At 68.0% G+C, this 15,224-nt stretch carries 13 protein-coding genes; 8 read left to right on the plus strand and 5 right to left on the minus strand.

All coding sequences use genetic code 11. From position 1 onward, the window contains the following. Nucleotides 1-165: 165 nt before the first annotated feature. From ACOKR1_RS01330 to ACOKR1_RS01340, 3 genes are read right to left on the minus strand one after another with little or no spacing between them, the layout of a single operon-like run. The gene (locus ACOKR1_RS01330) at nt 166-384 is read right to left on the minus strand and encodes a hypothetical protein (RefSeq protein WP_422934993.1); all 219 of its coding nucleotides are present in this window, start codon (nt 382-384) and stop codon (nt 166-168) included. Next, nucleotides 384-959, minus strand: coding sequence for a hypothetical protein (locus ACOKR1_RS01335; RefSeq protein WP_422934994.1), 576 nt, complete (start codon nt 957-959; stop codon nt 384-386). The genes ACOKR1_RS01330 and ACOKR1_RS01335 overlap by 1 nt, the downstream gene beginning before the upstream one ends. Before the next feature lie 12 nt (nt 960-971). Next, nucleotides 972-1,430, minus strand: a complete 459-nt coding sequence (locus tag ACOKR1_RS01340) for a single-stranded DNA-binding protein (RefSeq protein ID WP_422934995.1) — start codon at nt 1,428-1,430, stop codon at nt 972-974. A gap of 377 nt (nt 1,431-1,807) precedes the next feature. On the opposite strand from ACOKR1_RS01340, the gene ACOKR1_RS01345 reads away from it, so the two are divergent. The 8 genes from ACOKR1_RS01345 (at nt 1,808) to ACOKR1_RS01380 (ending at nt 11,952) form a co-directional block, all read left to right on the plus strand. Beyond that, nucleotides 1,808-2,077, plus strand: a complete 270-nt coding sequence (locus tag ACOKR1_RS01345; protein ID WP_422934996.1) for a tyrosine-type recombinase/integrase — start codon at nt 1,808-1,810, stop codon at nt 2,075-2,077. Between the two features lie 1,535 nt (nt 2,078-3,612). Continuing rightward, the gene (locus ACOKR1_RS01350) at nt 3,613-4,629 is read left to right on the plus strand and encodes a LacI family DNA-binding transcriptional regulator (protein ID WP_422936711.1); all 1,017 of its coding nucleotides are present in this window, start codon (nt 3,613-3,615) and stop codon (nt 4,627-4,629) included. Between the two features lie 129 nt (nt 4,630-4,758). After that, complete coding sequence (locus ACOKR1_RS01355) at nt 4,759-4,983, plus strand: hypothetical protein (protein ID WP_422934997.1); 225 nt, start codon at nt 4,759-4,761, stop codon at nt 4,981-4,983. A gap of 458 nt (nt 4,984-5,441) precedes the next feature. Continuing rightward, entirely contained in the window at nt 5,442-6,860 is a 1,419-nt protein-coding gene (locus ACOKR1_RS01360; protein ID WP_422934998.1) for a glycoside hydrolase family 32 protein, read from the plus strand. 38 nt (nt 6,861-6,898) lie between these two features. Beyond that, nucleotides 6,899-7,798: an ABC transporter permease gene (locus ACOKR1_RS01365; protein ID WP_422934999.1), complete on the plus strand. Its 900-nt coding sequence runs from the start codon at nt 6,899-6,901 to the stop codon at nt 7,796-7,798. Nucleotides 7,799-7,802: 4 nt separating this feature from the next. Beyond that, nucleotides 7,803-8,759 (plus strand): carbohydrate ABC transporter permease, encoded by a 957-nt coding sequence (locus tag ACOKR1_RS01370; RefSeq protein WP_422935000.1) that lies wholly within the window; start codon nt 7,803-7,805, stop codon nt 8,757-8,759. 79 nt (nt 8,760-8,838) lie between these two features. Continuing rightward, nucleotides 8,839-10,443 (plus strand): ABC transporter substrate-binding protein, encoded by a 1,605-nt coding sequence (locus ACOKR1_RS01375; RefSeq protein ID WP_422935001.1) that lies wholly within the window; start codon nt 8,839-8,841, stop codon nt 10,441-10,443. A 78-nt stretch (nt 10,444-10,521) separates the two neighbouring features. After that, a complete protein-coding gene (locus ACOKR1_RS01380; protein ID WP_422935002.1) occupies nt 10,522-11,952 on the plus strand; it encodes a hypothetical protein in 1,431 nt (476 codons plus the stop codon). 530 nt (nt 11,953-12,482) lie between these two features. On the opposite strand, the gene ACOKR1_RS01385 is transcribed toward ACOKR1_RS01380, so the two are convergent. Continuing rightward, a complete protein-coding gene (locus tag ACOKR1_RS01385; protein ID WP_422935003.1) occupies nt 12,483-13,823 on the minus strand; it encodes a right-handed parallel beta-helix repeat-containing protein in 1,341 nt (446 codons plus the stop codon). Between the two features lie 26 nt (nt 13,824-13,849). Continuing rightward, the gene (locus ACOKR1_RS01390; RefSeq protein WP_422935004.1) at nt 13,850-15,193 is read right to left on the minus strand and encodes a glycoside hydrolase family 32 protein; all 1,344 of its coding nucleotides are present in this window, start codon (nt 15,191-15,193) and stop codon (nt 13,850-13,852) included. Nucleotides 15,194-15,224 lie beyond the last annotated feature (31 nt).

The following is a 15,224-nucleotide window of genomic DNA, read 5'->3' on the forward strand; positions in this document are numbered from 1 at the left end:
CGAATGACCCTCGCGCTCGGGACGCGATGGTGTCCGGGGGTGCTGTTCGTGAGAGAAGCCCGGAGGCTTTAGGACTAGGCCGCATCGGCCACGTTCACTTGCCCGCGATAGGACGGGGTTTCGGACCACAACACCCCACGCGACGCGAGGCTTGCACTGAGTATTCTACTCAGCCGCGCGGGGTGCCTCCGGTGCAGGACGATATGTCTCGGGCAGGTCTTCTGCCCGCTGCCGGGCCCGGGAAAGTCCAGTCTCCTGCAACGTCATCCGGATCAGCGCCTCGGCAAGCTTGTGGAGGTCCACCGGATCGCGATGCATCGCACGGACCGAGAACACGCGGTCCTCGTAACGGCGACGCTCGGTCTTCTTGGTGTAGGTGCCCATCAGTCGCTCTTCTCTCCGATGCCGGGGCCGAGGTGGGCGTAGAACGCGTCCTCGGCCTGCCGACGGGCCGCGACGTCGTCGAGGACGGACCGGACGAAGTCCTCGTCGCGGTTGGTGATGCTCGTGTCCTCGACGGGTGCCGCGGGGTCCTCGCCTGGCCAGGCGGTCTGCCTCGTGGGCCGGTCGCGATCGAGCCGGGTGCCTGACACGGTCACCCAGTCGCGGAGGCGCTGCCTGGTCTCGGCGAAGTCGCGGTGCCATCCCAGCGGTGCTGAGCCGTTCTGGTCTGGGTCGTAGGCGCATAGCCAGTGCAGGTGGAGCGCGGAGAGTTCCCAGACCAATTCGGGGTGCCGGTGCCAGGACGGCGGAATCACCGCGGCCGGGAGGCCGTAGGTGTGGCGGAGCCAGTTCACCCACGCGTTGAGCTCCAGCCATTCCGCTTCCGCTTCGTCGGCGGTGAGCAGGTTCCAGTTGATCGGGTGCGGCGGCTCGGCCAAAACTGGGCTGCCGTACTCGCCTGTGTCGTCGGGCTCTGGCTCGTCCGGCTCGGGCGCCGTGTCGCGGTTGGCCCTCATCGCGGTGCCCGTTCAGAGTCCAAGCGCCGGCGAGGCGTTTGCCGGGTCCCTGCGCGCCTCGCTCATCTGGGGTCCGGTGGCTGGGGTTTCGCGTTCGGCGGCAGCCTGTGCCCGGCGGGTGCGGTCGACCTCGTACGTGGTGCGGGTGAGGTTGTGCCCGATCTTCTTGGCCACGAATTCCTCGCTCTCGATGGTTTGCCCGTCGCGTTCGTGCTCGAAGGTGTGGGCGTATCCCTCGGCGACGAAGCTGTCGCCCTTCTGAAGCCGCTCGTACGCCCGCTCCGCGGTGGCCCGGTAGGCCACGAGGTCGTGGAAGGTAGGCTCGAGCTCGGTGAACGACCCGTCGGCCTCGCGCCGGTAGTGCTCCTGGCCGATGCGGGCGTAGAACCTTGCATCGCCCTTGGTCGTGTGGCTGAGCTGCGGCTCGGATGCGATGAACCCGGAGACGGATTGCTGTGTGTGGATCGCCATGGGACTGCCCTCCTGACATCGACGGCGACCCCGATTGGGTCGCCCTTGTCGGGCAGGTGCACCGCAAATCCCCGAAGCGCGGATCAGGGCGGCGTCGGACTTCTAAGGAGTGTTTCGATCTCGCTCCGGTCGGCCTTGAGCTCGTGGGCTTCTTTGGGGGCGTTCTGGCGCTCGATCTCGGCGACTCATCACCCGGCCGAGTCCATCTCGTGGGCCAATCGAAAGTTCCTCGAGGGTTCCCTCTGCGGAGGCAGTGGTGGTCAGGCTGCCGGGCATCGAATCGCGGCGATATCAGGTCGGATTGTGGCGATCCCGTCGTTCACCGCCGAGGCCGTCCGGCGCCGGCTGGCGAAGCTGGAGGACCATCGGCAGACGCCGTGCTGTTCTGCCGCCGGGAGGGCACGCCGCCGACGAAGAACAACGTCCGCCGCCAGCTCCGGCACGTGATGGACCTGGCCGAGATCACATGGGTCACCCCGCACGTGTTCCGTCGGACCGTCGCGACCGCGATCAGCGCCCAGGCCGGGGTCGACCTCACCGCCGAGCTGCTCGGCCATACGGATCCGAAGATCGCCATCCAGCACTGCATCCGCCGCAACGAGATGGTGAACACGGCCACGGAGCGCACGTTCGCGAAGAGCGCGTGATCTTCCCTGTCTGCCTGCCTGCGTGCGACGCTGGGTGGGCTCGGATCGCATTGGGCGGCGTGAGGGGACTCGTGGGACGGGAGACGCTGTGGAGAGTGATGCCGTGGTCTCCCGTGGTGGTGGAGCAGGTGGTGGTCTGTCCGCCAATGAGGGTGCCCATCTTGGGGGTTGGAGGCTCCGACTGTTTTCCGCGCGCCCTGCGCGAGAGAAAAGGGGCACGGGCATCGTCGTGCTGCGGCGGTCGCACGGTGCCGCCACCGTGGCGGCACCGTGTGACCTGGGCTTTTGCCCGCGGACGGCGGACCGCGAGGCCGCCCGCCGTCGCAGTGTGCTCGGCGAGCTCGAGTCTTGGCCGGCGACCATGAGCGCGGCACCCATCCCTGGCCATCCCTGGCATTCCAGTTCGCCTTTGACGGTGGGGCCACGGTGGCCCCACCGTCTGACCTGGGGTTATTCCTGGTGCCGCTGAACTGTGAGGCCTCCTGACGACGCGCGGCGTCCCCGGCGAGCGGGGCGCCGTCGGCAGGGAGGCCGCTGAGCGGTTCGCCGATGAGCAGCCGCAGCACAACGCCCCCTCCCGCGGCAGCCTGCTCGAGGCCCCGACCGGGGTTGCCGGGCGCGGGGCGCAGCATGGCCACCCACGACGTGCGAGGGATGTCCGGTAGCGCGCAGGCGCGGAAGCCGCGGCGCAGGGCCTCGAAGGTCAAGGCCCTCGAGGTGGCCTCAATGTGCCTGGTGCAGATGTAGTCGACCCCTGGATGCGCTGTGGCCGGGGTCCATCCCAGCCGGGTGAACCCGCACCGGGTCTTCTGTTTAGGACTCATTGTGTCGATCAGGGCAGCACCTCCTAGAAGGTAGGTGCACACGCGCTCCCCGGCAGTCAGGGTCGGTGCGGTGCCGGGACCCGACATGCCCGGCCCACCTGCCGCGGTCGTGGACGGGCCGCGCCGTGGACGTGCGCCCGTGGCGGAAGAACGCAGACACGGGGCGGAAGCCGGGGCGCGCGGCCGCTCAAGCCCGTGGGTGGCGGAACTGCAGGGACCGGGAGGTATTCGATGCGCGCGCGAGCTCAGCGATCGATCCCGAGCCCGGCGATCCGCGTCGTGGCCTGGTCGGAGGTGGACAGACGCGCGCCGATCCGTCACAGACCACGCAGCCACCCGACGGTCGGTTCGGACAGCAAAACTGCCATCGTCTGGGTGGCCCGCCCGAGTTGGTGATCTCGAGCCGTCTCGACCGCGCTCCAGTGGCCATCGGGGGCGTCGCCGCCGATGCCTGCGGGTGGTGTCCTGGCCGGCGGTCTCGACCCGGCTGGGCATCGCGCTGCTGGCGGGGGCCGCCGCCGCTCGCTGCCATGTCGGCGACGCCGGGGTCGGTGCTGCAACATCTCCAGATCCGCGCACACAAGCGCCGCAGAAGACCTGACGTGGACCTAACGCCACGTGCCCTCAACCTCCCGGGGTTGACAATGCAAAACGGTTTGCCAGATACTGTGATGCAACGCACACAAAACGTTTTGGAGGGTGGTGGACAAGATGGCCAAGATCGGCATCCGCGACGTGTCGAAGGCCGCTGGCGTGTCCGTGACCACCGTCTCCCATGCCCTGAGCGAGGTGCACCAGTCCCGCGTGAGCCCCGAGACCCGGGAGCTCGTCCGTGCGGTCGCCGCCCGCCTCGGATACGCGCCGAACCGGCTTGCGAGCGGCCTGCGCAACCAGCGCTCGTACCTCCTAGGCCTCGTGAGCGACGAGATCGCCACGAGCCCATTCGCCGGCGAGATGCTGCTCGGCGCCCAGGACGCGGCCTACGAGCGCGGCTGGCTCCTCATGCTCGTGGACAGCGGCCGCAACCGGGAACTCGAGGAGAAGCAGGTCAGCACCCTCCTCCAGCACCAGGTGGACGGCATCCTGTTCGCGAGGATGTACCACCAGCAGGCCCACGTTCCGGCGCGGATCGGGGGCATCCCCGTTGTCCTCCTCGACGCCTTCGACGCAGACGGCCGCTACTCCTCCGTGGTCCCCGACGAGGCCGCCGCCGCGCGCGCGGCCGTCAAGGAGCTCACGGACGCCGGCCACCGGCGCATCGGCTTCATCAACAACTCCGATGACATCCCCGCCTCTGCGGGCCGTCTCGCGGGCTACCGCGAGGGTCTCGCCGAGGTCGGGATTGCGTACGACGGCGCGCTGGTCGCCACCCGCCCTCCGGGTCCGGCGGGCGGCCGCGACGGCGCCCACGAACTGCTGTCCCGGCAGGACCGGCCTACCGCGCTGTTCTGCTTCCACGACCAGCAGGCCTTCGGAGCCTACGAGGTGGCCGCATCGCTCGGCCTCTCGATCCCCGAGGACCTGTCCGTGGTGAGCATCGACAACTTCGACATCATTGCGGACGGCCTCTGGCCTGGGCTCACCTCGGTCGCCCTCCCGCACTACGAGATGGGCCGGTGGGCGGTCAGCCGTCTCCTGAGCGAGATCGAGGATCCGGATCTCGAACCGGAGCAGATCCGGTTCGACTGCCCGATCATCCGGCGGGGTTCGGTAGCAGGCCCCCGTTAGATACCGGGGCGGCTGCGGCAACAGCCGCCCCGGCATAGAACCAGCAATTCCCCCCCAAGAAGGAATTTACGCCATGAAGACAGCGGTTACGCGAGCTCTACGCGCCAGTTTAGCCCCCAGGGCGACGAGGTGAGCGCCCTCGTCATCGGTGGGGCCCTCACCGACATCATCCACGCGCGCACCACGGTCCGCGAGCACCCAGCGGCTCCCCGGCCAACGTGCCACCTGGCCTCGCCCGGCTCGGCGTCGAGAGGGCGTTCCTCACCGCCCTTGGCCGAGACCCTCACCGCGAGGCGAATCGCCGAGCGCTTCGCGGCGAGCGGCGTCGTCGTCCTCCCTGGCTCGTGGTCGTAGACGCGCACCTCCATCGCGGTGCCACGCATTGCGGACGACGCGCCGCCTCCGACGCGTTCGATCTTCCCTGGGCGCCGACGTCGTGAAGCTCAGCGACGAGGACACGGCCTTCCTCTACCCGGGCCTCACCACGGAGGAAGCGGCAGCCGCGGACCTCGCAATGGGCCCGGCCGCGGTGCCCGTGACGGGCGGGGGCGCACGGCTCGCTGCTCGCCTACGCGGGCGGCGGCTCCGCCGTCGAGCCCGTCGCCACCGAGGTGCGGGACAAGGCGGGCGCGGGGGGACAGCTACATGTCTGCGCCCGTCGCCGCGCTGTTCGACCCAGGCCGGACCCGGATCGCGGCGCCGGACGAGGGGGTGCTGGCGTCCGCCGGGCCATCTCGAGGGCTGACGCCGAGCCGCCCACCACCCAGACCATGCGGTCCCTGACCGTGCACGCCTGAGACAGAAGCGATTCCATGACCACTGCGCCCACGCGCGACCTCTACCGTCCGCGCGCCCACTACACGCCCGCCGAGGGCTGGATCAACGATCCCAACGGTCTCGTGTTCCATGACGGCACCTACCATCTCTTCTACCAGCACAACCCGTTCGGGCCGGACTGGGGCAACATGTCCTGGGGCCACGCGACATCGCCGGACCTCGTGACGTGGACCGAGCAGCCCGTGGCCATCCCGTGCAGCGACACGGAGGCGATCTTCTCCGGCAGTGCCGTGGTGGATGCCGAGAACACGTCCGGATTCGGGGACGGAGCTACCGCCCCCCTCGTGGCCGTCTACACGTCTGCCTACGGTCCGGGATCGGGCCGGGACGGCATCCAGGCGCAGTCGCTCGCCTACAGCTTCGACGGCGGCGCCACCTGGACCAAGTACGGCGCCAATCCGGTGCTGGACCGCGGCTCAGCCGAGTTCCGGGACCCGAAGGTCTTCCGGTACTCCGGGCCGGCCGGGACCTATTGGGTCATGGTGGCGGTTGAGGCCAAGGAGCAGCGCGTCCTCCTGTACAGGTCCGCGGACCTGCGCGACTGGGAGTACCTCAGCGAAGTGACCCTCGAGGAGCCCGGGGACGGCGTCTGGGAATGCCCGGACCTGTTCGAGCTGCCGATCGACGGGGACCCCGCCCGCACGGCGTGGGTCCTTGTGATCAGCACGAATCCGGGCGGAGTGGCCGGCGGGTCCGGCACGCGGTACTTCATCGGGGAGTTCGACGGCGCGGCGTTCCAGGCCGCGCCCGTCAGTGGGTCCTGGCTCGACTGGGGCCGCGACTACTACGCCGCCGTCTCGTTCAACGGGCTCGATGCGGCCGGGGAGCCTGGGCGCCGGGTGACGGTCGGGTGGATGAACAACTGGGACTACGCCCACGCGACCCCTACCGGGACGTGGCGCAGCGCGATGTCCCTCCCGCGCGAGGTGTCGCTGCGGACCGTGGGCGGCCGGGTCCGGCTCGTGCAGGTGCCGGCCGCGGCGCAGTTCGCTGCGCTCAGGGTGGGCGATCCGCGCGAGGGGGGGCGCGCGGTGGTGCGCCGCGGCGAGCCGACCCACGTGAGCGTCGAGCGGCGGGCGGACGACGGCGCGTTCGGGCTGCGCCTCTCGGCCGGTGGGGGAGAGGTGGTCCTCACCGCGGACCCGGCCGCCGGACAGGTGACGCTGGACCGCACCGGCGTGCCGGCCGAGTTCCACGCGCTGTTCCCATCCGTGGAGACAGCGCCACTGGATTCCGTGGACGGCACGGTGCGGCTCGACGTGTACGTGGACGCATGCTCTCTGGAGGTCTTCATCCAGGGCGGCCTCGCGACCATCACCGACCTCGTGTTCGGCGAGGCGGAGGAGGCGGAGATCGAGTTCTTCGCCGCACAGGAATTGACGGAGATCCCATGAGCAGGACACTTTCCACCAGACGGAGGGTGAGTTTGCGTGTGCGCTTCACGCGCATCCTCAGGGCGTGGCAGCTGTATGTGCTCCTGCTGCCCTCGCTCGTCTACATCGCAGTCTTCAAATACTGGCCCATGTATGGGGTGCAGATCGCATTCCGCAACTACAACCCGGTCGATGGATTCCTGGGCAGCCCGTGGGTGGGCCTCCGGCATTTCATCCGCTTCGTGAATTCGTTCCAGTTCGGGCAGATCCTCGCGAACACCCTCTGGATAGCGGTTCTGGGACTGCTTATCGCCTTCCCGGTGCCGATCATCCTGGCGCTCCTCGTGAACCAGCTCCAGAGCGAGAAGTTCAAGAAGTTCACTCAGACCGTGCTGTATTCGCCGGCCTTCATCTCCACGGTTGTCGTGGTGGGCATCATCTTCGTGCTGCTGTCGCCGCGGGCCGGCCTCGTGAACAACGCGATCCACCTCCTCGGCGGCCAGCCGATCTTCTTCATGGGCTCACCCGACTGGTTCCGGCCCGTGTACGTGATCTCGGATGTCTGGCAGAACGCCGGATTCTCCATGGTGGTCTACCTCGCGGCCCTCGCCGGAATCGACCCCGCGCTGCATGACGCGGCGAAGGTCGACGGCGCGTCCAAGTTCCAGCGGATCCGCCACATCGACCTGCCCGGCATCATGCCCGTCATCACCGTGCTCTTCATCCTGGCGCTCGGCAACCTCCTGAACGTGGGCTTCGAGAAGGCGCTCCTCATGCAGACGAGCCTCAACCTGCCGGTCTCGGAGATCATACAGACCTACGTCTACCACCAGGGCCTGCAGCAGGCGCAGTTCAGCTACTCCGCGGCCATCGGCCTTTTCAACTCCATCCTCAACCTCGCGCTGCTGCTTACGTTCAACTCCGTGGCACGCCGGGCCAATCAAGCAAGCCTGTGGTGATCCCATGACACTCAAGACCCTCCCCGCGGCGCGCGCCGCCGCAGAGCACGCCACCCCCCGTCGTCCAACCCCCCGGTGGTCGCGGATGCAGGACCCGCTGTTCAATACCGGCGCCGTCGTGGTGCTGCTGTGCGCGATCGCCGCGGTCGTATACCCGCTGTACTTCATCGCCATCGCGTCGGTGAGCGATCCGAGCGCCGTGTACGAGGGCAAGGTGTGGTTCGCGCCCTCCGGCATCACGTTCGAGGGATACCAGCGCATCTTCGCGGACCCCAAGGTCATCTCGGGCCTGCAGAACACGGTGGTCTACACCGTGCTCGGCACGGCGATCAGCGTCTCAGCCATCCTCACGGGAGGCTACGCGCTCTCCCGCAAGGACCTCCCGGGGCGGAAGTTCTTCATGCTTCTGTTCGTCATCACGATGTTTTTCGACGGCGGACTTATCACCAAGTACCTCGTGGTGCGGGACCTAGGACTCATGAACACCGTCTGGGCAGTGGTGCTCCCCGGCGCAGTCGGCGTGTGGAACCTCATCATTGCGCGCTCGTTCTTCGAGCACACCGTCCCCGACGAACTCCGGGAGGCGGCCCAGATGGACGGGGCGAGCGACTTTAGGTTCTTCTTCCAGGTGGCGCTGCCCGTCTCCAAGCCGCTCATCATGCTCATGGTCATGATCCATGTTGTGGCGCACTGGAATTCGTTCTTCGACGCGCTCATCTTCCTCAATGACGATTCGAAGTATCCGCTCCAGCTGGTCCTGCGGAACATCCTCATCCAATCCGACGTCTCCTCCGCGACCGGCAGCGCCGGGGACGCGGCGTCGTACGCGGCGCAGCAGCGCATTGCTGATCTGACCAAATACGCGATGATCGTCGTTTCCAGCCTGCCGCTCATGATCGCCCTTCCCTTCATGCAGAAGCACTTCACCAAGGGCGCGCTCATCGGTGCCGTCAAGAGCTGATCCTTCCAGACTCCCCAGCACTGTCTCATTCCCCCTCCAGAATCCCAATGAAATCCCTCACAGAAGAACGGAAATACCCATGTCCATGAAACGGGCCGGCATAGTCGGCGCTCTCCTGGCCAGCACGCTGGCCTTCACAGGCTGCTCGAACTCCGGCGGGGCCACCACGGCGCAGGATGCCTCGGCGGACTACGGCCTTCAGGCCTCTGGGCTCCCCATCGTCACCAAGCAGCTCACGCTGAAGTTCTCGGGCAGCAAGGCCCCACTCGCCCCGGACTACAGCTCGATGTCCCTCGTCCAGCAGTGGGAGAAGGACACCAACATCCACATCGATTGGCAGAACCTGCCTGACGCCACCTACCAGGAGAAGAAGAACCTCATCCTGGCCAGCGGTGACCTGCCTGACGCGTTCTTCAACACGGGCCTCACCGATGCCGAGGTGGCGACCGCCGCCGCGAACGGCACGCTCGTCCCGCTCGAGGGGCTCATCGACAAGTACGCCCCGAACCTCTCCAAGCTGTTCAAGGAGCGCCCGGACGTCAAGGCTGCCGTGACGTCCTCGGACGGGCACATCTATACCCTGCCCACCGTCCAGGAGCTGGGGCTCACGCAGTTCGCGCCGATGCTCGCGATCAACACGAAGTGGCTCAAGGAGCTCAACCTCCGGATGCCCACCACCATCCAGCAGCTGCACGACACGCTGCTCGCGTTCAAGCAGAAGGACCCGGCCGGCGGCGGCAAGACCATCCCGCTCAGCTTCGAGCAGGGCCAGTGGACGGCGGACATCACGGACATCGTCGCCGCACTCGGCGGACTCCCGGACAACCAGGACCACCGGATCGTCAAGGACGGCAAGGTCTCCTTCACGGCGAACACGCCGCAGTTCAAGCAGGCGCTCAGCACCCTCCACCAGTGGTATCAGGAGGGCCTGATCGACCCTGAGGCGTACTCCCAGGACGACAAGGCTTACCTGGCCAAGGGGAAGACCGCCACCGAGTCGCTCGGCATGTTCTCCTGGTGGGAGATCAAGGAGATGGTCGGCCAGAACCGCGTGGGCGACTACGCACTCATGCCGATCCTTGCCGGGGTGAACGGCCAGAAGATCGCGAGCCGCTCGAATGCGTCCGACATCGGCCGGAATGCCTTCGCCATCACCCGCGCGGACAAGTACCCCGCCGCAACGATGCGCTGGGCGGACCACCTCTACGACCCGGTCCAGTCGGCCCAGGCCAACTGGGGCCCGATCGGTGTGACGCTCCAGAAGGACGCCGCTACCGGCATCCTCACGCAGATTCCCGCGGACGCCTCCACGAGCGAGGGCGAGCGCCGGCAGAAGGTGGCGCCGCGCGGTCCGTTCGCGGTGACCGCTGACGACTTCAAGACCGTCGTGGCCCCCGAGCCGCGCGCGGCCGAGCGCCAGCAGATCGTCAAGGACATGTACCTGCCGTACGCCGGCAACGACAAGTTCCCGCCGGTCATGCTCTCCACCGACGAGCTCCAGCAGATCAACGGCCCGCAGACGGACATCGCCACCCTGGTGAAGCAGAAGATCGCCAAGTGGGTCGTCGCCGGTGGCATCGACCAGGAATGGGACGGCTACGTGTCCCAGCTCAACAGCATCGGCGTCGACAAGGTGATCTCCGTATACCAGCAGGCCTACGACCGCTACAAGAAGAACTCCTGATCCGATTGACGTTGAGGGGTCACTTCCCGACCGGGATGTGGCCCCTCAACCGGGAAGTGACCCTCAACCATCATGGTGATGAACCCCGCACCCTTTGACGCCACTCGCGGCCGCCAGCTGCTCCTCGACGACCACCTCATCGCCGACTCCACGCTCACCCGGGTCTGGGTCGCCCCTACCCCGCACCCGGCCAACCCAATCCTCCGCCCGGAAACGGAGCGGGACCTCAACGGAGGCCGCTGCCCCGTCGCCGCGCCGTTCGACGACGGCATCCACCGCGACCCCGAGACCGGCCAGTGGCGCGTCTGGTACATGTCCGGCTGGTTCGACGGCACGGTGACCCGCACGTCGCCGGACGGGATCGACTGGCACTCGGCCCCGCCGCAGGAGCTCACGGGCCTGACTGAGACCCGCAACGGTCACCTGCTCCAGCGCGACGGCGTGAGCATAGTCCACGACCCCCGCGCCGAGGACGGCGCGCGCTTCCGCATGCTCCGCTGGGTCCGCGAGCGGACCGACGCGTTTGTCCCGGACGAGCTGCCGCGCCACGGGACGCCCGTGGTCACCGAGGGCGGCGAGCTGCTCCACTCCGCGGACGGCATCCACTGGACCTACGACCGCCCCGCGGGCCCATGCGGCGACAACACGACCTTCTTCCACGACCCCTTCCGCGACCAGTGGGTCTTCAGCCTCCGCACGCACCTCGGCCCCTACGGCCGGGGCCGAGGCTGGCACGCCGGGCGCACCTTCGCCGAGGCATCGGCCTGGACGGACAACGGCGACGTGGTGCCCTGGGTGGGCAGCCTCGGCTTCGACTCGGGCACCACGGTCGGAGATCTCCCCGCGCCCGAGATCTACAAGGTCACCTGTATCCCGTACGAGTCCGCCATGCTCGGCGTCTTCGCCGTCTACCGCGGACCGAGCAACGACTACGCCGAGGCGCACGGAACGCCGAAGGTCATCGACCTGTACCTCGGCATCTCCCGGGACGGCTACCACTACACGGTCGCGCCGGAGCCGCTGCTCGCCTCAACCCGGACCGAGGGCGCATGGGACGCCGCATACCTGCACATGGTCAACGGCGGAATCCTGCCGGTCGGCGACGAGACCCGGCTGTACTACACAGGCTTCTCCGGGCAGTCGCCCCTGCTCGGGACCCACATGTACGCTGGAGCATCGATGGGCGTCGCGACCCTCCGGCGCGACGGATTCTGCGCACTGACCCCCGGCCCCGACGGCCAGGGCTCCATGACCACCCGACCGCTGACCGTCAGCGGCGACTGCCTCTACCTCAACGTCGACACTGGGCACGGCTGGCTCAGGGTAATCGTCACCGATCCGGATTCGGGCCAGCACCAGCGCTTCTCCCTGGCGCCAGGGACCGATGGCACGCGGATTGCATTGCGCCTCGCCGCAGACGACGGCGCGCGGTCCCCACGCGCCGTCGAGCTTCAGTTCAGCCTCTCCAACGATGCGCGCCTTTACTCCTTCTGGATTTCCGACCACTGACCGAACCGATGCCCGGCGAATACCGCAAGCTCGCCGCCTCCTGCTGTACGTCAGCGAGATCGCATACAGCAACTGGGTCACGCAAGGCGAGCAGATCGACCAGAACACGGCGACCGCGCGCGGAATTCTGGCTACGTGCGGGAAATGCGTGGAAGCCGCGCCAGGCCGGAAGCTGCACCAACACGTCTGCGCTTATCAGGGCTTCCGCGAGGCCTTCGCCTGTCCGGACCTCGGCCGGGACGAATCGGGTGGGAGAGCCGGGGCGGCGGCAAGGGGGCAGGTCCCATACCACCAACGGTCCTTCCGGTCGCAAGAAGCCGGGGCACGAGGCCTCTGCCGATGTTCCCCGTTCGCCCTTGATGAGAACGCGCGAGGCGCCCTCCGTCCGCTCTGCGGCCGGAGTCATGCCACGCCTCCCTGTCTGGGTGAGGGTTCGGCAAGGGCGACGGCACCGGCAGCCGAACAGTCCGAGAGAATCCGAACGCGTTGACCTCGGCTCGATTCCTGCGCCTTGGCCGCGGACGTCCCGCCTAGAAGCCGATCGTTGGCGTGCCCCTGACGGCGTTGACTGCTCGGTCCGCGATGACTTGGGCGTCGCTTCCGGAATCGAGGATCGTGTTGCGAGCTGATTCGGGATCGACCATGACAGCCGTCACGGCCAGGCCGTCCGAAGCCTGGGTCGTTAGCAGGGCGTCCACCTGAGCCGAGAAACAGTCGTCGCCGGACTTGGAGTTGACGTCCATCCCCACCACGTGGTTGTTGGAGACGAAGTTGCCAGCCCCCTCAATCAGGCGGATGATGACCGGCGTAGCACCGGTGGGCCGAATGCTCTGTGCGTCGATGATCTCGGAGAAGTGGTTGCCGACGACGGTGTTGTTGCTGCCGTTGACGCGGAGGAGTCCGTTGAGGTCGTCCAGTCCGTTGTCGACTCCCAGGAAGGGCGTCCAGGGCTCATGGTCGCGCAGGAAGTGATTGGTGGCCACAAGGTTCTCCGAACTGTTGGCGGCGAGGACCACCATCCCCGGGTAGAACGAATGCAGGCGGTTGTTGGTGACGCTCGAACGGGTGACGCCCTCGAGGCGGACGCTGCTGGCACCGCGGGGGAAGACGTTGTTCGCGGTGATCAGGAGGCCGCCGTGGTTCTGGGCGTAGATCGAGTGGCCTTTGGGCCCTGCGCCGACCAGGTTGTCGGTGACCTTCGATGCCTGCCCCCACCCGCGCAGCTCGATGCAGCTTCCGCATTCGGCGATGAAGTTGTCGTGGATCGAGAGCGCGTCCGCGTTGTAGATGGTGAGGGCGTTCTCGAGGTAGACGAACCCCATGCCGGTCACCCGGAAGGAGTCGTTGGCGCTCGCCACATAGATGCCGGTCTTGCCGTTGACGTAGGTGTTCTCCGGATGCAACCCTGACCCGTCCGAGTCGAAGTGCAGCCCGTCGATGCAGAAGTTGGAGAACTCGACCGAGCTGATCCGCGGGCTCCCGCTGCGCTCGATGCAGAAGGCAGCTCCCTTGGATTCCTCCCCGTCTCCGGCGGGGGGAATATCGACGAGGACGCGGCTGCCACCGGGCCACAGCTCGTGCAGGCCCGGCCATTCGTCCTCGGGGACGTTGAACCGGATGCTCGAGGACGTGAAGCCGTGCCCCGAGCCTTCGATCCTGAGGAAGCTGACGTCGATCACCACCTGCGTGCGGAGGCGGTAGTCCCCGGGCGGGAGGTAGATCACAGCGCCCGGCTTTCCCCCGTCGTCCGCGTCCGTGGCGGCCTGCCGGTCCTTGATGTCGGCGATGATGCTGTTGATCACCTCGCCGACATCCTTGGCCGGGTTGCCGACGGGCCAGGCGCTCACATCGTAGTAGTTGCTGCTGGACATGCGTTTCTTCCCTTCCGTGGCGGAATTCAGGCGAGCGGGTAGGCCGTGCCTGCGGCGTCCCGCGACCTGAGCGCGGCGCCGCCCTCCCGGGGCGCCGGGAACGCCAGGGCCCCGAAGCAGCCGATGATTTCTACGATCGGCCCGTCGACCACGACTCTGACCGGGCCGCCGCAGGGCACGGACCACTGCCCTGCGTCGGAGATCGCCGTGAGGGCGCTCCCCTCGGGCCCTTGGGTTCGCTCGATCCGGAACACGTTCCGGATTCCCTCGTCGAGCGAGAGGCTTCCTCCGTGCGACCATTCGATATCGAAGGCGCCGCCCACCGGCATCTGGCGCTCCTGGAGGGCAGCGAGCGGCTGGCCGAGGCCGCGGCGCCCCTTCAGGCTCAGCGGGAGGCGGATCTGGAGCTCGTCCCCGACGAGCGCGAGCTGGTGCGGCAGGCTGTGCGCTCCGGCCCAGCCGCCTTCCGGGTCGGAGACGTGGCGGAGCCAGTAGATGATCCCGGGGTTGCCGTCCTTGTCGCGGTAGACGGCGCCCGCGTAGTAGGAGGCGCCGTAGGTGAGCCGGCGCCAGGGCGTGTCGGCGACGAAGCGTCCGTCGACGATGTCGCCGAGGGCGTAGGCCTCGTAGTGCGGGCGCACCGGCTCCCAGACGGAGACGAGCAGCGCCCACTTCTCCCCGACGCGCACGGCCTGGGGGCACTCCCATACGGAGCCCGTCCACACGCCGTCGGTCTCGCTCGAGTGGCGGGAGGCGAAGACGCCGTCGTAGCGCCACGTCGAGAGATCCTCGGAGGTCCAGGAGTAGGCGAGCGCGGTCCCGTCGGGGCGGCCTGAGCCGATGATCATCCGCCAGCAGGTCCCGTCGTGGAAGATCATGGGATCCCGGAACGCCACCGACTCCTCCCCTTCGGGGACTTCGGCGACGACAGGGCCCTTGACCCAGTGCTCCCAGCTGAAGCTGCTGCCGGTGGCGGGCCAGGCCATCCGGGCCCTGCCGATCTCGAAGGCCTCGGCGTCGACCGAGGTGTAGAACAGGGCCGTCTGCCCGCTGGGGGCGGTGGCGATGCTGCCCGACCAGCAGCCGCCGTCGCCCTCGCCGGGCTCGAGCGCGAGGGGGCCTGGTCCCCAGGTCAGGAGGTCGTCGGAGGTGGCGTGGCCCCAGCGGCACTGCGGGGCCCAGTCGGCGGAGCCGGGGACGTGCTGGTAGAAGAGGTGGTATTGGCCGCCGTGGAACGTCAGCCCGAGGGGGTCGTTGATCCATCCCGAGGGGGAGGTGAAGTGGAAGGCGGGGCGGGAGAATGCCTGGCCCGCCGGGACGGCGGGGCTGTGGAGGTCGGGGCTTTCGTCGGTCGCGGAATGCTGCGGCATGTCGTCTCTCTGTGAATCGTTTCTAGTTGTC

The sequence above is a fragment of the Sinomonas sp. P47F7 genome, assembly GCF_049332655.1.
In the GTDB taxonomy this organism is placed as follows: domain Bacteria; phylum Actinomycetota; class Actinomycetes; order Actinomycetales; family Micrococcaceae; genus Sinomonas.